The organism is Deferribacterota bacterium (genome assembly GCA_034189185.1).
Lineage (GTDB): Bacteria > Chrysiogenota > Deferribacteres > Deferribacterales > UBA228 > UBA228.
Window position 1 is genome coordinate 1 of record JAXHVM010000010.1, and the last position, 26,826, is coordinate 26,826.

Annotated in this window: 25 protein-coding genes; 17 read left to right on the plus strand and 8 right to left on the minus strand. The window is 29.4% G+C overall.

Annotated features, from left to right (window positions below; translation table 11 throughout):
- The 7 genes from SVN78_01385 to SVN78_01415 form a co-directional block, all read left to right on the plus strand.
- The coding region (locus SVN78_01385) for a CheR family methyltransferase (protein MDY6820260.1) at positions 1-198 on the plus strand (198 nt) is incomplete at its 5' end.
- 133 nt (positions 199-331) lie between these two features.
- Entirely contained in the window at positions 332-505 is a 174-nt protein-coding gene (locus SVN78_01390; GenBank protein ID MDY6820261.1) for a hypothetical protein, read from the plus strand.
- Complete coding sequence (locus tag SVN78_01395; protein ID MDY6820262.1) at positions 506-1,294, plus strand: PilZ domain-containing protein; 789 nt, start codon at positions 506-508, stop codon at positions 1,292-1,294. It begins immediately after the preceding gene.
- Positions 1,291-1,716 (plus strand): hypothetical protein, encoded by a 426-nt coding sequence (locus tag SVN78_01400; protein MDY6820263.1) that lies wholly within the window; start codon positions 1,291-1,293, stop codon positions 1,714-1,716. The genes SVN78_01395 and SVN78_01400 overlap by 4 nt, the downstream gene beginning before the upstream one ends.
- Positions 1,713-2,495, plus strand: coding sequence for a hypothetical protein (locus SVN78_01405; protein MDY6820264.1), 783 nt, complete (start codon positions 1,713-1,715; stop codon positions 2,493-2,495). Before SVN78_01400 ends, SVN78_01405 begins: the two co-directional genes overlap by 4 nt.
- Before the next feature lie 10 nt (positions 2,496-2,505).
- Entirely contained in the window at positions 2,506-3,297 is a 792-nt protein-coding gene (locus SVN78_01410) for an IclR family transcriptional regulator (protein ID MDY6820265.1), read from the plus strand.
- 78 nt (positions 3,298-3,375) lie between these two features.
- The gene (locus SVN78_01415; protein ID MDY6820266.1) at positions 3,376-3,915 is read left to right on the plus strand and encodes a carbonic anhydrase; all 540 of its coding nucleotides are present in this window, start codon (positions 3,376-3,378) and stop codon (positions 3,913-3,915) included.
- 91 nt (positions 3,916-4,006) lie between these two features.
- On the opposite strand, the gene glnE is transcribed toward SVN78_01415, so the two are convergent.
- The 3 genes from glnE to SVN78_01430 are packed head-to-tail and all read right to left on the minus strand — an operon-like array spanning position 4,007 to position 8,996.
- Entirely contained in the window at positions 4,007-6,811 is a 2,805-nt protein-coding gene (gene glnE, locus SVN78_01420; GenBank protein ID MDY6820267.1) for a bifunctional [glutamate--ammonia ligase]-adenylyl-L-tyrosine phosphorylase/[glutamate--ammonia-ligase] adenylyltransferase, read from the minus strand.
- Between the two features lie 20 nt (positions 6,812-6,831).
- Entirely contained in the window at positions 6,832-7,782 is a 951-nt protein-coding gene (locus SVN78_01425) for a D-glycerate dehydrogenase (protein MDY6820268.1), read from the minus strand.
- Positions 7,782-8,996 (minus strand): HD-GYP domain-containing protein, encoded by a 1,215-nt coding sequence (locus SVN78_01430; GenBank protein MDY6820269.1) that lies wholly within the window; start codon positions 8,994-8,996, stop codon positions 7,782-7,784. The genes SVN78_01425 and SVN78_01430 overlap by 1 nt, the downstream gene beginning before the upstream one ends.
- An 83-nt stretch (positions 8,997-9,079) precedes the next feature.
- Here SVN78_01430 and SVN78_01435 point away from each other — a divergent pair, with 83 nt between their 5' ends.
- Complete coding sequence (locus tag SVN78_01435) at positions 9,080-11,488, plus strand: ATP-dependent Clp protease ATP-binding subunit (protein MDY6820270.1); 2,409 nt, start codon at positions 9,080-9,082, stop codon at positions 11,486-11,488.
- A gap of 192 nt (positions 11,489-11,680) precedes the next feature.
- Here SVN78_01435 and SVN78_01440 read toward each other — a convergent pair whose 3' ends face one another.
- On the minus strand, positions 11,681-12,487 hold the full coding sequence (locus tag SVN78_01440; protein MDY6820271.1) for an ATP-binding protein: 807 nt from the start codon (positions 12,485-12,487) through the stop codon (positions 11,681-11,683).
- 46 nt (positions 12,488-12,533) lie between these two features.
- On the opposite strand from SVN78_01440, the gene SVN78_01445 reads away from it, so the two are divergent.
- Genes SVN78_01445 through SVN78_01455 form a run of 3 tightly spaced genes read left to right on the plus strand, consistent with a single transcriptional unit; the run spans position 12,534 to position 16,382 of the window.
- Complete coding sequence (locus tag SVN78_01445; GenBank protein ID MDY6820272.1) at positions 12,534-13,964, plus strand: phosphomannomutase/phosphoglucomutase; 1,431 nt, start codon at positions 12,534-12,536, stop codon at positions 13,962-13,964.
- A 15-nt stretch (positions 13,965-13,979) separates the two neighbouring features.
- Positions 13,980-15,275 (plus strand): phosphopyruvate hydratase, encoded by a 1,296-nt coding sequence (eno, locus tag SVN78_01450; GenBank protein MDY6820273.1) that lies wholly within the window; start codon positions 13,980-13,982, stop codon positions 15,273-15,275.
- A gap of 6 nt (positions 15,276-15,281) precedes the next feature.
- Entirely contained in the window at positions 15,282-16,382 is a 1,101-nt protein-coding gene (locus tag SVN78_01455) for an aminopeptidase (protein MDY6820274.1), read from the plus strand.
- A 9-nt stretch (positions 16,383-16,391) separates the two neighbouring features.
- Here the strand turns inward: SVN78_01455 and SVN78_01460 are convergent, their stop codons facing one another.
- Complete coding sequence (locus SVN78_01460) at positions 16,392-16,889, minus strand: hypothetical protein (GenBank protein ID MDY6820275.1); 498 nt, start codon at positions 16,887-16,889, stop codon at positions 16,392-16,394.
- A gap of 63 nt (positions 16,890-16,952) precedes the next feature.
- The gene (gene pckA, locus SVN78_01465) at positions 16,953-18,542 is read right to left on the minus strand and encodes a phosphoenolpyruvate carboxykinase (ATP) (GenBank protein ID MDY6820276.1); all 1,590 of its coding nucleotides are present in this window, start codon (positions 18,540-18,542) and stop codon (positions 16,953-16,955) included.
- 73 nt (positions 18,543-18,615) lie between these two features.
- Between pckA and SVN78_01470 the strand changes: the two genes are divergently transcribed.
- Genes SVN78_01470 through namA form a run of 5 tightly spaced genes read left to right on the plus strand, consistent with a single transcriptional unit; the run spans position 18,616 to position 23,464 of the window.
- The gene (locus SVN78_01470; protein MDY6820277.1) at positions 18,616-18,921 is read left to right on the plus strand and encodes an HNH endonuclease; all 306 of its coding nucleotides are present in this window, start codon (positions 18,616-18,618) and stop codon (positions 18,919-18,921) included.
- Positions 18,918-21,563 carry an alanine--tRNA ligase gene (alaS, locus tag SVN78_01475; GenBank protein MDY6820278.1) on the plus strand — a complete coding sequence of 882 codons (2,646 nt, stop codon included), beginning with the start codon at positions 18,918-18,920 and terminating at the stop codon, positions 21,561-21,563. The genes SVN78_01470 and alaS overlap by 4 nt, the downstream gene beginning before the upstream one ends.
- Complete coding sequence (locus tag SVN78_01480) at positions 21,547-21,873, plus strand: hypothetical protein (protein MDY6820279.1); 327 nt, start codon at positions 21,547-21,549, stop codon at positions 21,871-21,873. The genes alaS and SVN78_01480 overlap by 17 nt, the downstream gene beginning before the upstream one ends.
- A gap of 11 nt (positions 21,874-21,884) precedes the next feature.
- Positions 21,885-22,433: a CoA pyrophosphatase gene (locus SVN78_01485; protein ID MDY6820280.1), complete on the plus strand. Its 549-nt coding sequence runs from the start codon at positions 21,885-21,887 to the stop codon at positions 22,431-22,433.
- Positions 22,427-23,464 (plus strand): NADPH dehydrogenase NamA, encoded by a 1,038-nt coding sequence (gene namA, locus SVN78_01490; protein ID MDY6820281.1) that lies wholly within the window; start codon positions 22,427-22,429, stop codon positions 23,462-23,464. Before SVN78_01485 ends, namA begins: the two co-directional genes overlap by 7 nt.
- Before the next feature lie 115 nt (positions 23,465-23,579).
- Here namA and hcp read toward each other — a convergent pair whose 3' ends face one another.
- Entirely contained in the window at positions 23,580-25,205 is a 1,626-nt protein-coding gene (hcp, locus tag SVN78_01495; GenBank protein MDY6820282.1) for a hydroxylamine reductase, read from the minus strand.
- Positions 25,206-25,269: 64 nt separating this feature from the next.
- Between hcp and SVN78_01500 the strand changes: the two genes are divergently transcribed.
- Positions 25,270-25,929, plus strand: coding sequence for a Crp/Fnr family transcriptional regulator (locus SVN78_01500; protein ID MDY6820283.1), 660 nt, complete (start codon positions 25,270-25,272; stop codon positions 25,927-25,929).
- A 168-nt stretch (positions 25,930-26,097) separates the two neighbouring features.
- Here the strand turns inward: SVN78_01500 and SVN78_01505 are convergent.
- Positions 26,098-26,826, minus strand: a 729-nt coding sequence (locus SVN78_01505; GenBank protein MDY6820284.1) for a hypothetical protein, incomplete at its 5' end; no start/stop codon positions are given.

Genomic DNA, 26,826 nt, shown 5'->3' on the forward strand with positions numbered 1-26,826 from the left:
ATAGATTTTATATTTTGTAGAAATGTTTTGATATACTTTGATGTTGATATGAAAAAGAGGGTGTTAGATATAATGTATAATGTTCTTAATATTGGAGGTTCTTTGTTTTTAGGGCATGCAGAAACTATTTCAAAATTAACTGATAAATTTTCTTTAAAAAATTTTAATAATGGCTCACTATATATAAAAAGGGGGTAGTTATGGGGTAAATCCAATTGATATTCAAAATAACATTAGCAAGATTTATTTTGCTGAAAAATATTTTGATGTTGTCGACAAAAATAGTTTAAACAGAAATATTTATGTAAGTAATGAATTTAAAGAACTAAATATGATGAGGGTTCAGGATGTTCCAGAGGTTGATAGGGTAATTATGTCAATTGTAGAAAGAGATAGGCAAACAAGAAGGACCCAGCAGCTAAAAAAAAGAAGAGTTTCTCCTCGAGGGAATAAAAAGAGAAATAAAAAAAGCAATGTAGGCAGTACAATAGATTATGAGGGATAGATGAGTTCTGGCAAATTAAAGGTAGACTATGATGATGATATTAGAAGGGTGTTTGTTATTATTGAAAGTTATAATCCTATGGTTGTTAAGTATAATGGTGATATCAATGAACTAATTGATGGTGCTATAAAATTTCAAATACAATATTATGATGAAGGCATGCTTGTTAAAAAGAACGTGAAAATTGTTAAAGTTGAAGGTAATTTAATGCATTTTAATGTGATTGAAATGGTGACAGAAGATATTAAAAGGAAGGAATTCAGAGTTGATTATAAAGGCCCAATTTATTTAAAAAAGATAAGTAAAGATGAGATTAATAAATATAAGACTATTATTGATGAGGAGATGGGAGAGTATAAAAACTCTATTGTTTATAAAGTAAGAGATTTTATAAAGTCAGCAGATGAAATAAGATCTATTATATCCCAATTTTTAATAGAAATTAATACGAAATTAGATAAGATTTTATTTAGTATAGACGAGAAAAAGAATAAACTAGACCTGATCACTGCAAAATCTTTAGATATAAGTGGTGGTGGAGTTTGCATCTTTTGCTTTGATAAAATTGCTGATGAAAGCTCTATATTATATATAAAATTTGGGCTCGAAGACTATCAATATTACCAAATATTTTCAGCCCTAGGAGAAGTTGTAAGTGTAAAGGAAACAAAAATGGGTTATAAATACGGTATTAAATATATATATATTGATAGAGATAGCAGAGAGTTTCTCATAAAATATGCAATAGAAAAAGAACGCTTACTTGCTCGAACATTTAAACTGTTATGAGTACAAATGTTATAATATTTATATTATTTATTATACAGATTCTATCTTTGGTAGCCTTAGTTTATTATATTTTAAAGTTTAGATTGATCGAAAAGAGAATAATAGATGTTAGTTATAATGATATCCAAGTAATTGTAGAATATCTAAAAGATTTACTAATTGAGGCTGAAAGAGTTGCTGAAAGTTTGGAGTTAGATATCAGAAAAAAAGAAGATATGATAGCAGATTTAGTTTCCCTTTTAGAGTTAAAACTTATAAGATTTGAAAATGCAGTTAGTAGTTCTTATGATGAAAATAATGTAAAGAAAAAGGTAATAAATTTCTATAAAGAAAATAGAAATCCCAATGATATTGCAAGGGAGTTAGGAATATCAAAATCTGAAGTTGAGCTAATGTTAAAATTTAATAAGGAAAAATTGTGAACGCAAGTTTAATTAGTAAATTAACTACATTTTTACAAAATTATACAACTAATACAAAAGATGCTTTATTATTAAAAATAATTGAGTCCTTAGGGGATTCTGAATATCTTATCGAAACAGCTGGCAGTAAAGTTAAGGCAAGGATTGATGGCGATGTTAAAGTAGGTGATATCATAAGGGCAAAAGTCTTAAAAAATTACCCTAGATTACATTTAGTTAAACTGAATAATTATAGCTTAAATAGTGTTAAAAAATATAGTCTTAATGAAAGCACCAGCATTAATATTGAAAGGCAGCTACTTAAATCTTTTAATGCTGAGGAGATAAAAACATTAATAGATAATAAAAAAAATGAATTATTTAATAAAATTTCAAAATTAATTAATGGTAGCGATAGTGATAATAGTTTTATAAATAATATTATAAAGAATAGTGGTGTTTCTACAAAAGAGTTATATCAACTATTGTATTATAAAACTTTTAGTATATATTTTAGTAGTCCTGAAAATAATATAGAAGATGCTTTTATAATGATAAAAAAGAAAAAGAATAAGGTATTTAAATGCAAGCTATTTCTCTATATGTCAAATTTAGGAAGGGTGTTAATTGATATTACACTGATTAATGAAAACTTTTACATATTAGTTAGATCAGATAGTGATATAGATAAAGAATTAAAGGATATAAAGATAGATAGAGGCTTTATAAGATGGAAAAAAATTCATTCAGAAGAATTTGATAAATTTAGTTATTTAAACTATTATAATATTAAAATATGAGAGGTGAAATATGCAAAGTAAAGATAAATTTAAACCGGTGCAATCAATTTATCATGTATTACAACTTATTGAAACATTTAGGGAGTCTGCTAGCTATTCAAGGGAATTAGGTGTTACCGAGTTAAGTAAGCGTTTAAGTTTACACAAGAATAATGTATTTAGACTATTAGCGACTTTACATTCAAGGGGTTATATTGAACAGAATCCAGAGACTGAAAATTATAAATTGGGGATAAATATATTTTCCTTAGGTCAAAAGTTTGCGAAAAATCTTGGATTATTAAATATAGCCAAACCTTTTATGCATGAAGCTGCTGAGAAATTAGATGAGACATTGTATATAGGCATACTGAGGGAAGGACATGCAATATATCTTGATGTTGTTGAATCAATGAAGGCAGTTCAGGTTGTCCCTAGGGTTGGTAAAGATGTTCCAGCATATTGTACGGCTATTGGTAAGATTCAACTTGCCTATGCATCTGATGAAGAGATTAATAAGATGTATATGGGGGCACGATTAAAGAAATATACAAAAAATACAATAACATCATTGCCGGAGTTGAAAAGACATCTAGATATTGTGGCAAAGAATGATTACGCTATAGATAATGAAGAGTTTGAGGAAGGCGTAGGTTGTGTAGCCGTACCAATAAAAGATTATCTGGGGATAGCAGCTGCTGGTCTGTCATTAAGTTCTCCTTCTTATAGAATGACTGAGGAAGTAATTCAGAAGGAGGTTTTACCAGTTTTAAAGAGGTATGCCAAGGAGATATCTAAAAGACTTGGATATCAGGGTTCGTAATTCTTATTATTTTTCTGATATTTATTTAAAGACTGTATAAATTTAGTTTTAAATATAAAGAAATTTAAGGAGGTGGCTTTGGGTAAAGCGTATGATCATATAGTTTCAGAGAACAAAAAATATGCTGTAGTATTTGACAAAGCTGGTCTTGCTACCCAACCAGCTAAGAAAATAGCAATTCTCACATGTATGGATGCCAGGCTTGACCCTATGAGGTTTGCAGGTTTGGAATTGGGGGATGCGCATATAATAAGGAATGCTGGGGGGCGTGCGAGCGATGATGCAATAAGATCGCTTGTGATCTCAAATAGGCTCCTTGGGACAGATCAGTGGTTTGTTATACATCATTCTGACTGTGGAATGGAATCATTTACCCAAAAAAAGATGGATGAGTTGCTGGCAGAAAATCTTAATGCCAAGCGGGCAGTTTATGGGAGATTTATGAATTGGCTTACTATAGATGACAGGAAAAAAAGTGTAATAGATGATGTGTTAAGGATTAAGGGACACCCCCTAGTACCTGATAACGTATCAGTATTTGGTTTTATATTTGATCTTAAGACAGGAGAGCTTATAGAGGTTGAAGAGGCGAGTAGGGCTGGTAAAAGTAGTGAGTAGATAAGCAGTATATATTAAAGTTGATGTTATAAACAATTATTTTTTATAGAGAGATTATCAGCTTAATCTATTATTAGTAAAAACCTACCCTTTAGATCTTATTTGATGTTTTGATAAAATTATTGAAAACCCTTTTGAAACAACCTCTTGTTGAGCTTCTAATATTTTTGTAGTCTGCTATTAATTTTGCATCACCCTCTGTTTTATAATCCATAAGAAGTGAAATTTTCTGTAATATCTTTTTATCCTTTGGTAAGATTGTAGAATTTATGTTGTTATAGCATTTACAAAGATTTTCAATTTTTTTATAAAAGGTGTAGTTTTTTTTAAGTAAATTATAATTTCTGTTATTTATTAAACCTAGCTTGAATATATTATCAATAGCTCTGTAAATTTTTGTTGTTTTTAATGAGCTATATTTATACCCGTAATAAAGCTGGAAAAATTGTACTATAAATTCAATATCTATTATGCCACCGTAGCCAGATTTAATATCATATACATTTAGATCCCTTGTTCTTTCCTTTTCTATTCTAAAACGCATATTGTATATATCGGTTATTTCATTTACTGTTAAAGACTTTTTAAAAAGTACTTTATTTTTTATATCAAAGAATTTTTTATTTAATGATATATTCACATTCAGTGGCCTACCCTTAAGTAAGGATTGTTTTTCCCATACCATAGCGTTGTTTATGTAATATTTCTCAAAGGATTCTATTGTTGTCACTAACATTCCGCTTGAGCCACTTGGCCTTAATCTCATATCTATTTTATATAAATAACCTCCAATTGTTACAGTTGATAGATATGATATTGCTTTTTGTATAACTTTAGCAAAAAATTCTTGGTTAGAAATTCTCTTTGTCCCTTTAGTAAAACCAAATCCCTCATAGATAAAAACAATATCTAAATCAGAGCCAACGCTCATTTCGTAACTACCTAGTTTTCCCATTCCTATAATTAAATATCCACAGATTTTATTATTATCTAAATAGGGCTCACCAATATTTATTTTGTAAATATTATAGGCTTTATCTAGGGCGTAAAGCAAAAAGCCTTCAGCTAATTCTGTTAAAGATTTCATAAATGTGTATATATCTATTTTTTTTGTTATATAGCTGTAAGCAACATTGAATAGTAATTCCTTATGTTTTTTTCTTAATATCTCAAACTCATATTCTTCATCACTGACATTTTTTAATATTTCTATCAATAGGTTAAGGATTTCATTTTTTTTATAATGTGGATCTTTAGGTGCATATATGTAATCTATAGAATATGTATTAATTATCAGTTTGGAAATAAAGTCATTTGTTGAAAAGATGTAGATTATTTCATTTATTATTTCTGGTTTACTTTTAAAAATATCATAAATTATATATATCTGATAGGGATTTCTAAATAACTGTTCAAAATAATTTAAAGCACTTTTTGGATCAATATTATTCTTTAATTGTTCTAAAATAAAGGCCATTAATTCTTCTATAAGTTTTTTTTCTCTGCTATTTCTAGGCCTCTTATTGGTTCCATATATTATTGACATTAATATTTTTGCACATTCTTCTGTTTGGTTAATTCCATATTTTTTTAATATCTCAGCATAGTCATTTATAGTAAATTCCTCATCAATATAAAAATTGCCTTCACCTCTATTTGTAAATATATTTTCAAATATTTTATTTATATTTTTTGTATGATTATTGTATTCATTCATAAAAGTTTCGTTTGAGTCAAATCCCAAATATTTGGAAAATTTTATAAGCTTATCTTTGTCATTTATTGGTAGAGAGTGTTTTTGTAAGCCTTCTTCTAATTGAATCATATCTTCACATCTTCTAAGAAAAAGGTATCCTTTAATTAAGACGTCACAATCTTCAGGATTTAAAATTTTATATATTTTTAGTTTATTTAATGTTTTAATAGTATTAGCATTATAAATGTTTTTATATTTTGGATAATTTAAAATTTGTAAAGCTTGAGTTATAAACTCTACTTCTCTAATACCTCCAATTCCTAATTTTACATCAACTATCTGTGTGCCTTTTAATTTTGAGCGATGATCAATCTTTGATTTGATAGTTGCTAATTCATCTATAATAGTATAATCCAAAGATTTCCGTAATATAAAAGGTTTTATAGTTTCGATAAATTTAATACCTGTTTTGAGGTTTCCTGCTGATGGTCTAGCTTTTAACAACATTAACCTTTCCCATGTTTGACCATATACCTCGTAGTATAACCCATAACTATCGATAGACATTGCTAAAGGACCCTTTTGACCATTTGGCCTAAGCCTTGTATCTATTCTAAATACAAAACCTTCATCAGTATTACTCCCAATATAATGATATACTTTTTCACTCAGTTTTAAGAAAAACTGAGATATAGGCAGGCTTCTTCGATTTGTTTTTTTAGCTATATAGCCATCATCTGTGTCGTATACAAAGATTATATCAATATCAGAATTAAAATTTAATTCTTCTCCGCCTAATTTACCTAATGAGATTATGGAATAGCCTATTTTTTTACCATTTGTCTTTAAGGGTATGCCTATATCTCTACATAATTTCTTATATCCATAAATATATGCTATATTAAGCATTACATCGGCCAAGAATGAGAGGTGTTTAGAGGTGTAGATTATGCTTTTTTTCTCAACTAATATTTCATGAGCAATTATTGAATATTCAATCATCTTATAGATTCTTAGATGCTTTAGGAGAGATGATTCATCTAAATTATATAGATTGTTGAAATATATATCTTTATATATAGCATATTTATCCCTTTTTGTGTAAAGTCTGTCTTTTATGAAATTAATATATTGTTGATTATTAGTTAACCATCTTGTAATAAAATATGAATATTTAAAAAGGTTAATAAAATTATTAATAGCAGATCCTTTTTAATTTATTAGAAAACTGCATTCCAAGGTTTCTTTCTATCTAATAATACTTTTTTTATGCTATCAAAGCAGAGCAAGGCCATATTTTTTCTTGTTTCAAAGGTAGCACTTCCAATGTGGGGTAGCAGGACAGTATTTTTTAAATTCTTAAGCTCATCAGGGATGTGAGGTTCTTTTTCATAGACATCTAAAGCTGCCCCACTAATAAATCTATTTTTAAGAGCATATATAAGATCATCTTCTTTTATTATATCACCCCTACCTACATTTATTATATAGGAGGTTTTTTTCATTTTTTGGAATTCATTAATAGTAAATCTATGAAAAGTGTCTTTAGATTTTGGTGCTGTAATAATAATAAAATCAGAATTTATTAACATATCTTCAAATGAGACAAATGTAGCATTTAATAGTTGTTCTTCATGAATTTTTCTGGTTCTTGAGTTATATATAGTATTACAACTAAATACATTTAATATTTGTGCAACTCTTTGTCCTATTCTGCCAAAGCCGAAGATGCCCACTGTTTTTTTATATAAATCATCACCTAAAAATAGTGTTGGCTGCCAACCTTTAAACTCCCCATCAATTAAATATTTATTTGCTTCTAAAACTTTTCTGGCAATATTTAACATAAGCGTAATTGCAAGCTCTGCTGTAGATTCAGTTAAAACATAGGGTGTATTTGTGACAATTATGTTTTTTTCTTTAGCGAAATCGATATCTATATTGTCATAGCCAACACCATAGTTTGCAATTATCTTTAAATTACTTGATTTTTCTAATAACTCTCTATTAAGTTTTGTTCCAATTGTGGATACAATTCCACTAACATCTTCAATGTAGTTTAATAAATCACTCTCTTTTATGGGAAAACTATTTTCATTATATATTAGATTAAAGTCATTTAGATGTTTTTTTGGATTTATTGGCAACTTTTGTGTTATAAGTATTTTCATTATAAACACGTAGCTATAAAATTATCAATTAATTTATTAGTATCTAAATTATAATCAGAATTTTCAAGAGCTTTTTTTATTGATTTATATGGTTTTTTTGTTACTAAGTTATAGCTGTCTAATTTAAAGGGGTAGGGAGGGATCATATTTTTATTGGTATCAGTTATTATAAGAACCAAGGGCCTTGTTATATCCCTTCTGTTAATTTGAAATACAACAGCCAATTCTCCACTATCAAGCAAAACAAGTGTGCCAACAGGATAGATACCCAAAGTATCAATAAAAAAATGAACATATAATTTATCAAGTTTTGTACCTGCCACATCTATTATTTTTTTAATTGCTTGTGGAGGTATTAGTGCTTCTTTGTTAGATGTTGTAGAAGTTAGATAGTCATAAAAATTCACAATAGAAACAATTTTTGCAAGTTTCGTTATGTTTTTATCTGTTAATCTAAGGGGGTAGCCTGTTCCATCAATACATTCATGATGTTGCAATACACATTTTTTTGTATCCAAAGATATATCAAGGGAATCTTTCAGTATTTCATAGCTATATATTGGGTGTTTTTTTAATAATTCCTCTTCTTTTTCTGTCAATTTGCCTTTTTTATTTAGTATACTCTCAGGTATTTTCATCTTACCAATATCGTGTAGTAATCCTCCTAGGCCGAGACAGTTAAGATTTTCAACGTCAAAGCCTATTCGTGAGCCCACAATAATGCTTAGTATACATACATTTAATGAATGAATATAAATGTATCTATTAAAATCCTTTAAGCGGATAATATTCATTAAGAGTTCAGGTTTTCTAAAATAGTAATCTATATAAGTTTTTACTACTTTTTTAAGGGGTGGTGAATCCAGGGATTTTCCAGCCCTAACATCAAGGAAAATTTTTTTGAGGATCTCCTTGTGTTCAACATGTAATTCTTTTATCCTTTTTAGTTGTAGTATTTCTTTTTTATCAATTGTTGCTTTTATTTGTGGATCTATTTTTTCTATATTTTTGTTAAGTATTTTACTATTTATGCCCATCTTTTTATTATTATCTACAAAGACATATTGTATGCCATATTTTTTAAGTATCTCTATATGTTTTGGTATGTTATTTAGAGGTTTATTAAAAAAAGGTAACTTTAACCATTTTTTATCTATTCCTCTTATAATCATACCTTCTTCGAGGTTTTCTACAGGAATTTTAATAATATCCATATTATGTTATTACCATCACTTGACTTTCTGTATATATATTTTATTATTATTATAAAATGAATATAACATTTGGGCTATAGAAAATGTATGAGTTATTTACAGATAGTGCAAGACGAGTAATTTTATATTCGAGAGAAGAAGCTGAAAAACTTCTACAGGCTCATATAGATACAGAACATTTATTGTTAGGCCTATTGCGTGAGAGATCAGGGATATATTTTGAAATATTTAACAAACATGGCATAAACATAAATATGCTTATAAGAGATATAAAAAATATGAGCGATAGAGGGCATAATTTAATGATAAAGGGGAGTATACCTTTTAGCCCTTTAGCTAAAAAATCATTAGAATATGCAATTGAAGAAGCTCATAACTTAGATCATAAATATATAAACCCAGAACATATATTGTTAGGATTATTAAAAGAAAAAAGAGGAAAAGCGGCGGCTATATTAAAAAAATTAGGGTTTGATGTAGTAAGTTTAAGAGAGGAGATAAGGGTGTATTTTATGAATACAACAAAAGTAACACCGGTGGCAACGCCTACATTGGATGAGTTTGGAAAGGATTTAACTGAGTTAGCTAAAAATAGGAAGTTAGATCCTGTAATTGGTAGAAAAAGAGAAATTGATAGATTAATTCAGATTTTATGTAGAAGGATTAAGAATAATAGCATATTAATAGGTGAGCCAGGTGTTGGAAAAACGGCAATTGTTGAAGGTTTGGCAAATAAGTTAGTATCTGACTCAATACCAGAATCATTGAAGGGGAAGAGATTAATATCCCTAGATTTAGGCACATTAGTTGCAGGTACAAAATATAGGGGACAATTTGAGGAGAGAGTAAAAAATATTCTAAAGGAGATTGAAAGCGTTGGAAATATTATAATATTTATTGATGAGATTCATGCTATTGTAGGTGCAGGTGCCGCAGAAGGCTCAATTGATGCATCTAATATGTTAAAACCTGCATTAGCAAGGGGATCTTTTCAATGTATAGGCGCAACAACACTTTCGGAATATAGAAAACATTTTGAAAAAGATGGCGCTCTTGAACGCCGTTTTCAAGTTATCACTGTTGATTCGCCGTCTAGTGAAGAAACTGTTGAGATATTAAAGGGAGTTAGAAAGTATTATGAAGATTTTCATAGGGTTATTGTACCCGATGATGTTTTAGAAGAAATAGTCTACCTTACAGATAGGTATTTAACTGATAAATTTCAACCAGATAAGAGCTTAGATGTTTTAGATGAGACAAGTTCTAAAGTTAAGCTAGATAATGATAGTACGCCATCTGATATACTAGAATTAAAAAATAAGATCTCTGAACTTAAAGAGGAGAGAGATATTTTATATAATACAAGTAATTTTGAGAAAATTGAAGAATATACAAAGGAGATTGAGAGGTGTAGTGAGCTTCTTCATGTTAGGCTAAGTGAATGGAAGATTAAAAAGAATGAGAATTGGCCTAAATTAACAAAAGAGAATATATCAAATGTTGTATCAATAATGACAAATATACCTGTTCAGAAATTGCGCTTAGAAGATAGACAAAGGGTAGCTCGCTTAGAGAAGGAGTTGTCGAAGAAAGTTATTTCTCAAAAGGAGGCAATTAGTCAAGTTTCAAAAGCAATCAGAAGAAGCTTTGCTGGATTGAATAATCCAAATAGGCCGATTGGCTCTTTTATATTTTTAGGCCCTACAGGTGTTGGGAAAACTGAACTTGCAAAAAGGGTAGCGGAACAAATATTTTGTTCGGAAAATGCGTTAGTTAGGATAGACATGTCAGAGTTTATGGAGCGTTTTAGCGTTTCAAGGCTTATTGGTGCTCCTCCAGGATATATAGGCTATGAAGAAGGTGGCAAACTAACAGAGGCTGTAAGGAGAAAACCTTATTCTGTAGTTTTGTTTGATGAAATTGAAAAAGCCCATCCAGAGGTTTTAAATATATTGTTGCAGATATTAGATGATGGTTTTATTACTGATAGTTTAGGTCATAAAGTTAATTTTAAAAATACTATAATAATTATGACTTCTAATTTAGGAACAAAGAAATCAATGCAGTCAAAGAAGGTTGGTTTTGACGCAGCAGGTGATAATACTGACGGAAAGATAGATTATAAACTTCTTAAAAATAATGCCATTAGTGAGTTGAAACAAAATTTCCAACCAGAATTTATAAATAGGGTAGATAGTATAGTTATATTTGAACCATTGAAAAAAGAAGATCTGAAGAAGATTATTGACATACAGATTAACGAAATAAACAAGAGAATAGAAAAGATTGGTAAAAAAATAATTGTTACAGAGGAAGCTAAGGATTTAATACTGCAAAAAGATTACAATTATCAGTATGGTGCAAGGCCACTGAAAAGGCTACTTCAGCAATATATTGAAGATCCACTTAGCGATAAATTAGTGGAAGGCAAATTTGCAAAGAGAAAAAATATAAAAGTTGTTGTTAGTAATGGTGAAATTAGATTTAAATAAATAATAAATTGTTTATTTCTTAAGTAAATCGCTTCAGTTTGATTTTTCCAGAGAAAATATATAATAAATTGTATGAAAGAAGTTAAGGAACTAGGAAAGACGATATATAATAAATATAAAAGTTTAATAAATATTTGAAATTATACTTTAATCTTTAAAGGGTTCTATTATTTTTTACTATTAGAGTAGTTTTTATAAATATTTTAGCAGTCTTACTTTATTGCCTATTTTGTTATAGGTTACTCTATCAAAATAATTCTTTGTAATTAAAATACCCCGCCCATATAATTTTAATTGGTCATTTTCTTTATGTAGTTCGTTTGCTAAATTTGTGTCAAAGCCTTTTCCTTCGTCTTCGATGATAATGACAAGCTTATTTTTATCTATTTTTAATTCTACAATTATCTTTCTCTCTTTTGCTTCTTTTGTTTTTAATTTTTCCTTCAAAAATTCATTGTAACAACCATTTTTTGTGTATTTATGTTTTTCTTTATTGTCTATTTCAAGGTTACCATGTTCTATAGCATTGGTTATCATTTCACAAAGGCCAACCCTTATTTTTTGAAGTTCCTTCAAATTGTAGAAATATATAAGATCTTTTGTAATTGAATAAACTATTTCATCAACCTTAAATATATTATTTGGAATTTCATATTTTAGATATGCATATTTTGGGATTGTATCGCTTATATAATAGCTAATTAATCCTCTAAATAAACAAACATCAATAATAGCTCTAAATTGAAAAATGTTGAAATTTTCATTTAGTTTATAGTAAAAAAATTTATGCTCCAAATCTAAATTTATTGAACATATTAATGCATTTTTAAATTTATTTATTACGTTATTATCTATGTGATCAATAAAAATAATAGATATATTTTTATTGATATTATTATCTGCAATTAGATTATAACAATTTATATTTTCTTCTTTAGCAAATTTCTTTAAGTTATTAATAATGTTGTTATTATTTAAACAATATGCTATATTTATCATCAGTAATATATTATAACTTATAAAATAGAGTTAGTGAAGGTGATTTATGGTGCAAAAAGAAATTTTTAGACAATATGATATAAGAGGTGTGGTGCCAACTACACTTTCAAAAGATGTTGCAAAAGAGATAGCAAATAGGTTTGCATATATAATTAGTGAACGAATTAATAATGATAATCTTACGATATCAGTAGGAAGAGATGTTAGGCTTTCTTCAACTGAATTATTTGAAGGCATCAAGGAAGGTTTGCTTGATGCAGGTTGTAATATTGTAGATCTCGGTATTTGTCCAACTCCTGTAACATATTTTAGTTCTTTTGTTTTAAATGTTGATGGTTTTATTATGATTACAGGAAGCCACAATCCGCCAGAATATAATGGTCTAAAACTAGGAATTGGTAAAACTACTATATATGGGGATGAGATAATTAATGTTTATAATAAGATTATTGAAGAAAATTATAAGGTTGCTGAAAAAAGAGGCCAGATATCTAGCTATGATATAGTATCCAAATATATAGAATGGGTGGTTAATCATTTTAGAGATATAAAGCGTAAGGTTTCTTCCTTGGAACGTGATGTAAAGGTAGTAATAGATGCTGGTAATGGAGTTGCGTCCTCTATTGCACCAAAGATATTTAAAGAACTTAAGGTTAATACTGTTGAGCTATATTGTGAAGAAGACGGACATTTTCCAAACCATCACCCAGATCCTACTGTTAGAGAAAATTTAAAAGATTTAATTAATAAGGTATTGGAAGTAAAAGCTGATTTTGGTGTTGCTTACGATGGAGATGCAGATAGGATAGGTGTAGTTTCAAATAGTGGTAATATTATATGGGGAGATATGTTATTATTGGTTTACGCAAAAGAATTACTTAAGCACTATGATAAACCTACTGTAATTGCTGATGTTAAAGCATCACAAGTGCTTTTTGATGAGTTGGAAAAAATGGGCATAAAGGGTATTATGTGGAAAACTGGCCACTCTCTTATTAAAGATAAATTGAAAGAAATCCAAGCTGAGCTGGCTGGAGAAATGAGTGGTCATATATTCTTTGCTGATAGATATTTTGGTTATGATGATGCAATATATTCATCTGTTAGGTTTCTTGAAGTTTATGTTAATGCTTTAACTTCTAAAGAAATTGAGAAGTGTGATGATTTATTTAAAGATTTACCACAGGTATATAATACGCCTGAGATTAGGATTGATTGTCCTGAAGAGAAAAAATTTAATATAGTTGAAGAAGCCAAAAATATCTTTAAAGAATACAAAAGTGATGAGAAATATAAAATAAGAGATATAATTGATATAGATGGGATAAGGGTGATTTTTGATAATGGCTGGGGTTTATTAAGAGCTAGTAATACCCAACCTGTAATTGTTATGAGATTTGAAGCAAAAGATAAAAATTCTTTAGAGAGATATAGAAATTTATTTGAAAATATTTTAAATAAGTTGATCAATGAATAATGAACGAGGTGACTTATGACTGAATTGGTTGATATTTTTGCAAGGGAGATATTAGATTCTAGAGGAAATCCGACAGTTGAGGTTGAGGTTTATACTTCTGGTGGATATTATGGCTTAGCTTCAGTTCCGTCTGGAGCTTCTACTGGTGAGTTTGAAGCTGTTGAGTTAAGAGATGGTGATAAAAAAAGATATGGTGGAAAGGGTGTGTTAAAAGCAGTACAAAATGTTAATGATGTGATAGCACCAGAATTAGAAGGAATTGATGTGTTAGAGCAAAAGCTTATTGATGAACTACTTATAAAATTAGATGGAACTGATAATAAAAGTAAATTAGGGGCAAATGCAATATTGGGTGCGTCCTTAGCATGTGCTAAGGCAGCTTCTAATGCAACAGGTTTGCCACTTTATAGATATATTGGTGGAGTTTTTGCCCATGTATTACCAGTGCCTTTTATGAATATATTAAATGGTGGAAAACATGCCGATAACAATGTTGATTTGCAGGAGTTTATGATTTTACCTTTAGGGGCTGAGTCATTTAAAGAAGCCCTTAGGATGGGTTCAGAGACATTTCACGCTTTAAAGAAGATATTAAAGGATAGAGGTTATACTACAGCAGTAGGTGATGAAGGTGGTTTTGCTCCAAACCTTAAATCTAATGAAGAAGCTATTGAAGTTATTTTAAGAGCTATAGAGAGTGCAGGATATAAACCAGGTGTAGATATATATCTAGCAATTGATGCTGCAGCTAGTGAACTATTTAAGGATGGTAAATACTATTTAGCAGCTGAAGATAAAAAAGAGAAAACTGCTGAAGAGTTGATTGATTATTATACGTATTTAGTTTCAAAATATCCAATTATATCTTTAGAAGATGGATTAGATGAGGAAGATTGGAAAGGATGGAAAAAACTAACAGATAAATTAGGTGATAAAATACAATTAGTTGGAGACGATCTATTTGTAACAAATACTAAACGTTTAGAAAGGGGTATCAATGAAAAAGTAGCAAACTCAATCCTTATAAAAGTCAATCAGATTGGTACGCTAACAGAAACTATAGCTGCTATTGAAATGGCTAAGAGGGCGTCGTATACAGCGGTTATATCTCATAGGTCTGGAGAGACAGAGGATACAACAATTGCTGACTTGAGTGTTGCCTTTAATACAGGGCAGATTAAAACAGGCTCTGCAAGTAGGACTGACAGGATAGCGAAATATAATCAACTATTAAGAATTGAGGAAGAGTTATTGGGCGAAGGGAAATATTTAGGGAAGAAAGCTTTTTATAATTTAGAGAATTTAGGGTAGTATAATATGTGTTATGATTTAGAGAAAAAATTAGCTGATTTAATATGTAATTATAGCATTAAATTGAAGGAAGATGAAGTTATAGTATTGAGAGGTTCAGCTTGTTCTATACCTCTTATTAAAGAGCTCTATTTAAAGTCACTAGAAATTGGGGCATATCCAGATATTGATATGAGCTTAGATGAGCAATCCTATCTATATTTCAAAAATGCTTGTGATAAGCAATTAGATTTTATACATGAGACAGCTAAGGTTTCTATGAAACAGGCAAATGCAATAGTCTCAATAGATTCTCAAGTAAATTCTAAACAATTAAGTGGTGTTGATCCTTATAAGTTGGCTAGAAGAAGCAAATCTACAAAAATTTTAAAGGATATCATGTTAGATAGAGAAATTAAAGGTGAATTAAGATGGAATCTATCCCCTTATCCAACATTCTCAATGGCTCAAGATGCTGAATTGTCCTATGATGAGTTTAGAGAGTTTGTTTATAAGGCATGTAAGTTAGATTGTGATGATCCTGTAAGTGAATGGAAATCTGTTGATAAATATCAAGAGAATATAATTAATAATATTCAAGATAAAAAAAATATACATATTATAGGTGATAAAACCGATTTAGTGATCTCCGTTGAAGGTAGGAAATGGATAAATTGTAATGGTACTAATAATTTACCAGATGGTGAAATATTTACAAGTCCAGTAGAGGATTCAGCTAATGGTTTTATACATTTTGATTATATCTCATCATATATGGGAAATGAGGTTTGTGGTGTTACATTAACCTTTGAGAATGGGGTTATTATTAATGCTGAGGCAGTAAAAGGCGAAAAGTTTCTAAGAGAGATAATAAAAACCGATAAGGGCGCTAGTATAGTTGGTGAGTTGGCTTTTGGCTTAAATGACTCAATTAAAAGGAATACTAAAAATATACTCTTTGATGAAAAGATTGGGGAAACTATGCATCTTGCATTGGGCTCATCCTATCCAGAAGCGGGTGGTAAAAATAGGTCTGGTATACATTGGGATTTAATAAAGAGCATGAAAAGCTCAGAGGTCTTTTTTGATGATGAGCTTTTATATAAAAATGGTAAATTTGTTTTTTAATAATATTTATTATTCTAAATATTCCTTCTTATATAAATATTTTTTTATTGATAAATTTAAATAATTTCGCGTTATATAGCTGTCATTTAAGTGGATCTTTCTTTTATTATTGTTTTTTTCTAAAAGAATATTAAATACACTATCTAAATATTCATCAACATTAAAAGGATTGTTACAACCATTTTTTTTAAGTAATTCTACTGGAAACAATAAAAGTCCAACATTACCTTCTTTTGTGATAATATAAGGATTAAAATTTGTTTTATCTTCAATAAGCTTATAAACCTTTTTACAATCTAAATTATATTTTTCACAATACATATTAATATGTTTAGATAAATTGTCTTTTTCTCTAAATAATGATGTAATACCTGAGTCAGTTGTTATAAATTTTAGTAAATCTATAGCGGCTAATGTTCGTGATTGTATATTAAAGGGATAAAAGATTGCACTTATATTTTTTGATGTAATTGCAGTAATAGAATTTATAATTAATATAAAAATCAAAAAAAGTGTTAACAAAAGAAAATAAATTTTATAATACATTTATTTTATATCTTATAATAATAGCTAAATTATAGGTCCTCCATTAATTATATCTTTATCTACATCATTTGTATATTTGCTAAAGTTGTTTTTGAATTCCTGTGCCAATTTCATTAAAGTTTTATCATATTCACTCTTATTTGACCAACTTGAAGAAGGTATTAAAATCTCTTTTGGTATATTTGGTACAGTCTTTGGTATTTTATAGCCAAATATTTTATCAGTTGTATATTCTACATTATCAAGCTTATTTTCCAAAATTGCATTTATTATGGCTCTGGTATATTTTATTTCAAATCTTTTTCCAATACCATACGGACCGCCTGTTAGCCCTGTATTTACAAGCCAACACTTGACGTTATATTTTTTGATTTTTTCACCTAAGAGTTTAGCATATAATGAGGGATAGTGAACCATAAAGGGGGCTCCAAAACAGGTAGAGAATGTAGCTTTTGGCTCTTTTACCCCTTTTTCAGTACCAGCTACCTTTGCAGTATATCCTGATATAAAATGATACATTGCTTGATTTATGTCTAGTTTTGATACAGGGGGCAGAACACCAAAGGCGTCATAGGTTAGAAAGATTATGTTTGATGGGTGACCTGCAATTCCATTTTTGACAATTTTGGGTAAGTGGGTTATAGGATATGAAGCCCTTGTGTTCTCAGTAAAAGAGCTATCATTTAGGTCAATCCTCCTTGTTCTGACATCAATTGATACATTCTCCAAGATTGTGCCAAATTTCCTTGTGGTTTCATAAATGTCTGGTTCTGCAGTTGGCGATAGGTTTATAACCTTTGCATAACAACCACCTTCAATATTGAAAATTCCCTCATTACTCCATCCATGTTCATCATCACCTATTAGATATCTGTTAGGATCTGTTGAAAGGGTTGTCTTACCTGTTCCTGAAAGACCAAAGAAGAGGGCAACATCACCTTTTTCACTAGCATTAGCAGAGCAGTGCATAGATAATACATTATTTAGGGGCAATAAATAATTGAGAACACTAAAAACAGATTTTTTTAGCTCTCCTGCATAGCTAGTTCCGCCAATTAATATAATTTTCTTTTTAAAATTAATTATTATAAAGGTTTCACTCCGTGTACCATCTATTTCAGGTATTGCATGAAAACGTGGCAGATCAACTACAAGGTAGTCAGGCTTGAAATTCTCAAGTACTGCATGGTTTAGTTCTCTAATAAACATATTTCTTGCAAATAGACTATGCCATGCGTATTCTGTAACTACTCTAAGTTTTACTCTATTCTTTGCATCTGCACATGCATAGCATTCTTGAACAAAAACCTCTTTTGTTTGAAGATATGCTTGTAGTCTTGCAAATAGTGCATCAAAATTTTCTTCACTAATAGGTTTGTTACTTGAAGACCAATTTATTTTATCTGCCGTTGTTTCTTCTTTAACAATGAATTTATCCTCAGGGCTTCTACCAGTGTGATGACCTGTCTTGACTGTTATTGGACCTAAATGTGCTAAGAGTCCTTCCCTTCTTCTAATTATTTGTTCGTAGAGGGCAGCAGTTGTGAGGTTCCAACTAATATTAGATAGATTAGTAAATCCGTGGTTTTCTAGGCCAGTAAATTCTGTTTTCATATCTCCTCCTTTTGTGTTGCAATTAATTGTTGAAAATATATAGTATAAGTTTATAATCCTTGTAAGGTAACATATGTATTCTTTTAATATTACTTCGACAGATAAAGAAATTCAAGAGGAAAAACGAAAGGCAAGAAGATTAAGAAAAACAAATTGGTGGAAAAATAAACTTGGGACAGGTGTTTGTTATTACTGTGGTAAGAAATTTCCACAGTCTGAATTAACTATGGATCACATAATACCATTAATTAGAGGTGGTAAAACTAAAAAAGGTAACATTGCTGTTGCTTGTAAAGAGTGTAATAATAAAAAAAAGTATTTACTACCTATTGAATGGGATGATTATTTAAGTAGATTGAAGTCAAGAGATTGCAAATGAAAAGCTATGAAATAAGGAGATTATTTTTAGACTATTTTACAGAGAGGGGGCATACTGAAGTAGCCTCATCATCACTTATTCCAAAAGATGACCCTACAATTTTGTTTACAAATGCTGGTATGAATCAGTTTAAAGGTGTCTTTTTGGGTTATGAAAAGAGAGATTATACTAGGGCGTGCTCCTGCCAAAAAGTGGTTAGAGCAGGTGGAAAACACAATGATTTAGAAAATGTAGGTAAAACAGCGAGACATCATACTTTTTTTGAGATGTTGGGAAATTTTTCTTTTGGTGACTATTTTAAAAAAGAGGCAATTAATTATGCATGGGATTTTATTACAAATCATTTAAAATTAGATAAAAATAAATTATATATAACAGTTTATTATGATGATGAAGAAGCCTATAAAATATGGAAAGATAATATTGGGGTTGAAGAAGATAAGATATATAAGATGGGAGAAAAAGAAAATTTTTGGTCTATGGGGGATACTGGTCCTTGTGGACCTTGTTCAGAAATTATTATTGATCAAGGGCCTGATGTAGGCTGTAAGAGGCCTGATTGTGATATTTATTGCGAGTGTGATAGGCATTTAGAATTGTGGAACTTAGTCTTCATGCAATATAATAGAGATGAAGATGGCTCTTTAAGAGCACTACCTAATCCATGTATTGATACTGGTTTAGGATTGGAAAGGGTTACAGCAGTTATTCAAAAGGTTAAAAGTAATTATGATACCGATTTATTTCTTCCAATTATAAATAAAATAGCTAAACAAGCGGGTGTTGATTATAAAGAAGACGAGAAAAGTGGTGTTGCATTAAGGGTTATCGCCGATCATGCAAGAGCTGCTACTTTTTTAATAGGGGATGGTGTTTTACCATCTAATGAATTTAGAGGTTATGTCTTAAGGCGTATAATTAGAAGAGCACTTAGATATGGTAAATTTCTCAATCTTTCAATACCTTTTTTCTGTGATATATGTCATTTCGTTATTGATTTAATGAAGGTGCACTACTCAGATCTATTAGATAAAAAGGATTTTATAATTAATATAGTAAAAGATGAGGAATTAAAGTTTAGCCAAATATTAGAGAGTGGTTTAAAATTGGTTAATTCACTCTTTGAAAGCTATAAAAAGACAAGATTTATACCTGGTAAAGAAATTTTTAAACTTTATGATACTTACGGGTTCCCTGTGGATCTATTTGAAGATATGGCAAGTGAAAGCGGCTATGATTATAATCATGATGAATTTAATAGATTAATGGAATCACAAAGAAATAAAGCTAAGAGTGCCCAGAGCAAGTCTGTTTATATAGATAATAAATTAAAACTCAAAAAAGATAGGTATATCTCTAAATTTGTGGGTTATAATAATTATGAAATTACAACAAGATTAAGCGCTTTGATAAAAGATGATAAAGAAGTTGTTGAATTGAAAGAAGGTGAAAAAGGCTTAGCCATCTTAGAGGAAACACCCTTTTATGCTTCTGCTGGTGGCCAAATAAGTGATGCAGGTTGTATTGAAGTTAAATCTGGCAAAGCAAATGTTTTAAGTGTTGAGAAATTAGAAGATAATTTAATATTGCATGAGATTATAGTTGAATATGGATCTTTGAGAGAAGGGGTTGGTGTTAACGCTAAAATAGATAAAGAAAAAAGAAAGGAGATTGAAAAACACCATACCTCGACACATTTATTGCATAGCTCGTTAAGAACATTGTTTGGAACGCAGATTAGGCAATGTGGTTCGCTAGTTTGTGATAAATACTTGAGATTTGATTTTAATTTTAATAGGGCATTAAAACAAGATGAATTGAAAGAGTTGGAGTATTTGGTAAACAAGAAGATACAAGAAAATATCACTGTTAATATAGATTATTTACCTTTTAAGGAAGCTATAGCAAGTGGTGCTATTGGTTTATTTGATGAAAAGTATGGTGAAATTGTGAGAGTTGTAGAAATTAATGATTATTCAAAAGAGCTGTGTGGAGGATGTCACGTTTTCCAAACCGGAGAAATTGGGTTTTTTAAGATTTTATCTGAAGGTTCAGTTGCAGCTGGTATTAGAAGAATTGAGGCTGTATGTGGTATTAATGCTGTTAAACATATAACAGCGAGCATGCTATCACTTAACCAAGCAAGTTCTATTTTAGGTTGTAATAGTAGTGAAATTGCCAGTAAAGTTGAGGAATTAATTAGAACTAATAAGGAACTAGTAAATGAAAATAACCGATTAAATGAAAAACTAAATACCCTTCTCTTAGAGAGAGATATAATAAAAAAAGCTGAAAAAGTAGAGGATTTTTATTTATTAATTAGTGAATTAAAAAATATTGATGTGGCCTCTATGAGAAATATGGTGGATATTGTAAAGGCAAAGCTCAAAAAGTGCATCGTTCTTTTTTATAGTATAGATACTCAGAAAAATAAGATATTTATATTATGTGGTTTAACAAACAATCTATTAGATAGATTTGATGCGAGGGATATCGTGAAAAATCTATCGTCAATTATAGATGGTGGTGGAGGTGGTAAGAAAGAATTGGCTCAAGCAGGGGGTAAGAATATAAATAGATTAAATGATATGATAGAGGAGTTTTATAAATTAATTGGAGGAAGAAATGAACAATATAGCTAGAAATTTTATATTATTGGGTTTAGGCATTGCTTCTATGACTGAAGAGAAAGCAAAGGATTTTTATAATAAACTTATTGAATATGGAAAAAAGTATGAAGAATCTGAGGAATCAACCTTTTCTGGTTTTTTAAAATCTTATGATAAAGCCAGTGATAAATTCGAAGAATTATCAGATGAACTTGCTTCTTCAATTGCTAAAAAATTAAAGGTTGTGACTAGAGATGATTTTTTGATATTAGAGGAAAAGACCAATAAACTTCAGGAAGAGGTTAATTCCTTAAAAAAAGAGATAGATGATTTAAAGAAATAATACCTTTATCTATGGCTAATAGAGAAAATACTGCTGAAACATCTAATAGAGCAGCAGTTCTTGTTATATTTATTAAAAAAGAGATACCTCTTTTAGTTTTAACAAAGAGATCAAATAATTTACTTGATCATTCTGGTGAGATATCCTTCCCTGGTGGTTCCTATGAAGAAGGGGATAGAGATATACTAGACACTGCCTTTAGAGAAACCTTTGAAGAGATTGGGCTAGAGAGGCAATATATAAAAATCTGCTGTAGGTTAAAAGATGAAATCTCTTTTAAAGGTAAGATTGTAACCCCCTTTATTGGGATTGTCCAAGAGGGTATAAATAAAGACCATTTTAATGTTTCAGAGGATGAGGTAGAAAAATTATTGTGTGTCCCTATATATATTTTCCAAAATAATAAGTATTTTTGGAGCGAGAAATGGATTAGAAGGGAAAGGCCTATAGGTATGTATTTTTATAAATATAGTCCCTATGTTATATGGGGGATGACCGGCAGAATTATTTATAAACTATTTAATAAAGAATTTAAAAAGATAAGGGGTTATATATGCTAAATATCTTAAAATCATTTAATGTTAATAATTTAACATTAAAAAATAGATTAGTTATGTCACCTATGTGTATGTATTCTGCTTCTGAGGAAGGCTTTATTGAAGATTTTCATATAACTCATTACGCAACGAGGGCTTATGGTGGCGTAGGAACTATTTTAGTTGAAGCAAATGCAGTGTTGCCTGAAGGCAGAATTACTGAGAATGACTTAGGGATATGGAATGATAAACATATAGCTGGTCATACAAAATTAGTAAGGTGTATTGAAGAAGGAGGAGCTGTTGCAGGTATTCAACTAGCACATGCTGGCAGGAAAGCAGAGGTTAGATCTAATATTTATGCTCCATCTCCTATAAGATATTCAAAAGACTACAAAATTCCAATTGAGTTAACCAAAGAAGATATAAAAAATTTAGTGAAGAATTTTAAAAGTGCTTTTATAAGAGCTAAAAAGTGTGGCTATAAAATTATGGAAATACATGCAGCACATGGGTATCTATTAAATGAATTTTTAAGCCCATTAACAAATAAAAGAGAGGATGAATACGGTTATAAAAGCTATGAGAATAGATTTCGTTTAATAGGTGAGATTATAAGTGAAATTAGAAACTGTGATGATAGAACACCTCTTTTAATTAGATTTTCAGCGAGTGACTATGCAGAGGGTGGCTATACCATCAAAGATACTGTTATTTTTGCAAAAATGGCAAAGGAATTTGGTGTAAACATAGTCGATGTATCCTCTGGTGGGGTTGTAGAGGAACAAAAATTAAATGTGTATCCAGGCTACCAAGTAGATTTTGCTAAAGCTATAAAGGAGGAAGTAGATATCCCAACAATTGCAGTTGGCTTAATAACCACACTGGAGCAAACTGAGCAAATATTGGGGAGCGGTTATGCTAGTTTAGTTGCTATGGGACGAAATCTACTTAGGTATCCCTATTTTTTAATAAATAAAATTAAAGAATATGATGTAGAGCTAGCAGAAAATTATTATCCAAAGCAATATCTAAGATCATTTGAGATTAGATAGATTCAATAGAATTTTAAACTTATATATGCTTACTTAATTAATATATTTTAATAACAAAACTAGGTGCTGCTATTGTTATTATGAAACAGCACCTAGTAATTTTAGTATTTATTATTTATTGGGTTATATATTGTAGGTCTTTTTCTACTGTATTTATTGGTTTTAAATTAAATTTTTCGGCTATTATATTAGTAATATTACTATTTATAAATCCTGGTAGGGTAGGACCAAGTATAATATCCTTTACTCCCAAATATAATAAGGCTAATAGTACGGTGACTGCTTTTTGTTCATACCATGCAATGTCATAGGCAATAGGTAATTCATTAATATCAGTTAGGTTGAAAATTTCTTTTAATTTTAGAGCTATTAAAGCTAAAGAATAAGAATCATTGCACTGACCTGCATCAAGCACTCGTGGGATGCCATCTATATCATCTAATTTAAGTTTATTATATCTATATTTAGCACAACCTGCAGTTAGGATAACTGTATCGTTAGGTAGACTTTTAGCTATATCAGTATAATATTCTCTTTTCTTCTGTCTGCCATCACAACCAGCCATAACAACAAATTTTTTTATTTTACCTTTTTCCAATGCTTCTATTATTTTATCTTTTAGTTGAAGAACTTGGTTGTGTGCAAAACCTCCTGTAATAAAACCATCTTCAATAGGTGTTGGGGGAGGACATTTTTTTGCTAAATTGATAATTTCTGAGAAGTCTTTTTGCTTTCCTTTTTCTCTGTCTTTTATATGATTTACACCAGGATAGCCAGCAGCTCCTGTAGTAAATATTCTGTTTTTATATGAATCTTTTACTGGCGTGATACAGTTTGTTGTCATAAGTATTACACCATTAAATGTCTCAAATTCCTTTGATTGTTTCCACCATGATGAACCATAATTCCCATATAAATGTTTATAGGCTTTTAATTTTGGGTAGTAGTGTGCAGGAAGCATTTCACAATGTGTATATATATGGATATCCTCATCTTTAGTTTGTTCTAGTAATTCATATAAATCAAGAAGATCATGCCCTGATATTAGTATTCCAGGTTTATTACCTACACCTATATTGACATTGGTAATCTCAGGATGCCCAAAACTAGTTGTATTTGCCCTATCTAACAATTCCATAGCTTTAACTGCTGTTTCACCGGTCTCTAAGACAAGTTCTAGAAGTTTGTCTATATTGTTTTCTTTTATAACGCTTGTTAGACCCTTTATTATAAATTTATATATATTTATATCCTCAAACCCAAGTACATGGGCATGATCTGTATAGGCAGAAAGGCCTTTTATACCATAAAGAATAAGGTTCTTTAGTGAAACTACATCGTCAATCTCTCTAAATGAATTATTTATATCACTTGCTTTTATATATATATCATTTTTTGACTGTGGTAGCCAACTAGCAATATCATCTAAGTTTTTATCAACTGTTGGTTTATATTTTTCTAGCAGTTCTTTTTTGATTTTTACGGCTTCCTCGATATAGTTTAGAATACTTTCCTCGCTAAAGTTTGCATTTGTTATTGTTGTAAATAAAGCATTTGTCATAAAGGGACCATATTTTTTTAAAATTTCTGTAGAGGATTCTTCATTAAGTAGCAGTGATATACCCTCTAATAAGTATATTAATAAATCCTGAAGATCTGATACTACTGATGATTTGCCGCACACACCCTTAGTTGTGCACCCTTGATTGTTTAAAGTTTCTTGGCATTGATTACAAAACATAATTTCCTCCTTTTAATTCATTTTATTGATAATATAGTATATTTATTTTATAATACATTGATTTATGTCAAATATTGTAAAGAAAAATTACATTAAACATTTTTTATATTCTTTTTTAAATTCTAAAGATAATCAATTAGTAGATAGTCTTGATGAAATTACTTCCCTTCTTAAAAAGAAAAAGAACTCTAATCTATTTTTCGAAGGTGAGCTAGCGCAATATTTCTATTTTTTGATAGATGGAGCAGTTAGGTTGTATAGGGTAGGCGAAGATGGCAAAGAGGCGCATATTAAATTTGTTGAAAGTAAAGAGATTTTTGCTGAGGTTGTCTTGTTTGAGGAAGATGTTTACCCTGTTAATGCCTATATTTTAACGGATAGTTTGCTATTAGCTATAGATAGGGATAAATTTAGAGAATTTATATTATCAAATAGTGAATTATCTAAAAAATATATCTATTTTTTGGTTAAAAGGATTAAATATTTGGTGGATAAAATTGATTCCCTTCAGTTAGAAGACGCAAAAGGAAGGCTAATAAAATATTTATTATATTTAAAGAGTATACAAAAGAGCAATACAATATATCTAAATAGAACAAAGAAAGAAGTCTCTGAAATGCTAGGTATTAGAGCAGAAACATTGGCAAGACTTTTGAAAAAGTTAGATGATGAAAAAGTTATAAAGATCTCTTCTAATAAGATTATCCTGCTTAAAAAGTTTTGATTAAACATTTATTTATCTATTAAAGCCATAAAAATAACATTGAGATTAATAATATTAGATATCCATCAGTTGTTTAGTTTATTATTTATATTCATAATTAGGTGTGTATGTAACACATAGTATATATAAAAATAATACTTTTGATACTAGCCTTGTCAAAGAAAATTACTAAATAGTATTTATTAATAAGAATATAAAGTGTTCAGCTTTTGAATTTGAGTGTTTCAGTTTGTGATCATATTCTAAAAATTTATCTTGTAATAATTTTAATCTTTGAATATCCCATAGCTTTGATGCATCTGCTATTTTTCTCTTAATAAAGGAGTGATCTTTAATATATTCGGGCGATACCTTATATAGAAGGATTTTTTTAAATCTTTTTATGAGCATATAAAAAATCATATCCATATTTGTTTTAGTAGCTTTTAAATCGTCAAATAGTTTGATTGTCTTTTTCTTATCTTTCAGCATAAATGCATCTATAAATTTAAAGGCTAAGTTACCACCAGAAAAGTAGAGTGCTCTAAAAATATCATTTTTTTCTACAGTTTTTTTATTGTAGAAATATAGATATAATTTTTCTATTTCATTTTTTAATATATTTTCATTAGTGCCTATCAGTTCATATATTTCTCTCGCACTATTGTAGTCGATGGGAAGATTTAATTTATTAAATTCATCTATAATGAATTTAATAGTATCTTTATAACTTTTTTTATCTTCTTTTAATATAAGAACTTGAGGTAAATTATTTAAACTTTTAAGCAGTTTATTAGACGTATTATTGAAAGCAAATATTTTAATACAATTGCTAGCTTTTTTTGCTGAATCAATGAGTGTTTGAACATTATTATAATTATCAGTATCTTTTAAAATTGCTATTTTAATATCTGTAAA

What these genes read in the sequence shown, in the direction of transcription:
- SVN78_01390 (MDY6820261.1), top strand. Translation starts at nt 332, where the DNA reads ATGATGAGGGTTCAGGATGTTCCAGAGGTTGATAGGGTAATTATGTCA.
- SVN78_01395 (MDY6820262.1), top strand. Translation starts at nt 506, where the DNA reads ATGAGTTCTGGCAAATTAAAGGTAGACTATGATGATGATATTAGAAGG.
- SVN78_01400 (MDY6820263.1), top strand. Translation starts at nt 1,291, where the DNA reads ATGAGTACAAATGTTATAATATTTATATTATTTATTATACAGATTCTA.
- SVN78_01410 (MDY6820265.1), top strand. Translation starts at nt 2,506, where the DNA reads ATGCAAAGTAAAGATAAATTTAAACCGGTGCAATCAATTTATCATGTA.
- SVN78_01425 (MDY6820268.1), bottom strand. Translation starts at nt 7,782, where the DNA reads ATGAAAATACTTATAACACAAAAGTTGCCAATAAATCCAAAAAAACAT.
- SVN78_01430 (MDY6820269.1), bottom strand. Translation starts at nt 8,996, where the DNA reads ATGGATATTATTAAAATTCCTGTAGAAAACCTCGAAGAAGGTATGATT.
- SVN78_01435 (MDY6820270.1), top strand. Translation starts at nt 9,080, where the DNA reads ATGTATGAGTTATTTACAGATAGTGCAAGACGAGTAATTTTATATTCG.
- SVN78_01440 (MDY6820271.1), bottom strand. Translation starts at nt 12,487, where the DNA reads ATGATAAATATAGCATATTGTTTAAATAATAACAACATTATTAATAAC.
- SVN78_01445 (MDY6820272.1), top strand. Translation starts at nt 12,534, where the DNA reads ATGGTGCAAAAAGAAATTTTTAGACAATATGATATAAGAGGTGTGGTG.
- eno (MDY6820273.1), top strand. Translation starts at nt 13,980, where the DNA reads ATGACTGAATTGGTTGATATTTTTGCAAGGGAGATATTAGATTCTAGA.
- SVN78_01455 (MDY6820274.1), top strand. Translation starts at nt 15,282, where the DNA reads ATGTGTTATGATTTAGAGAAAAAATTAGCTGATTTAATATGTAATTAT.
- pckA (MDY6820276.1), bottom strand. Translation starts at nt 18,542, where the DNA reads ATGAAAACAGAATTTACTGGCCTAGAAAACCACGGATTTACTAATCTA.
- SVN78_01470 (MDY6820277.1), top strand. Translation starts at nt 18,616, where the DNA reads ATGTATTCTTTTAATATTACTTCGACAGATAAAGAAATTCAAGAGGAA.
- alaS (MDY6820278.1), top strand. Translation starts at nt 18,918, where the DNA reads ATGAAAAGCTATGAAATAAGGAGATTATTTTTAGACTATTTTACAGAG.
- SVN78_01480 (MDY6820279.1), top strand. Translation starts at nt 21,547, where the DNA reads ATGAACAATATAGCTAGAAATTTTATATTATTGGGTTTAGGCATTGCT.
- SVN78_01485 (MDY6820280.1), top strand. Translation starts at nt 21,885, where the DNA reads ATGGCTAATAGAGAAAATACTGCTGAAACATCTAATAGAGCAGCAGTT.
- namA (MDY6820281.1), top strand. Translation starts at nt 22,427, where the DNA reads ATGCTAAATATCTTAAAATCATTTAATGTTAATAATTTAACATTAAAA.
- hcp (MDY6820282.1), bottom strand. Translation starts at nt 25,205, where the DNA reads ATGTTTTGTAATCAATGCCAAGAAACTTTAAACAATCAAGGGTGCACA.
- SVN78_01500 (MDY6820283.1), top strand. Translation starts at nt 25,270, where the DNA reads ATGTCAAATATTGTAAAGAAAAATTACATTAAACATTTTTTATATTCT.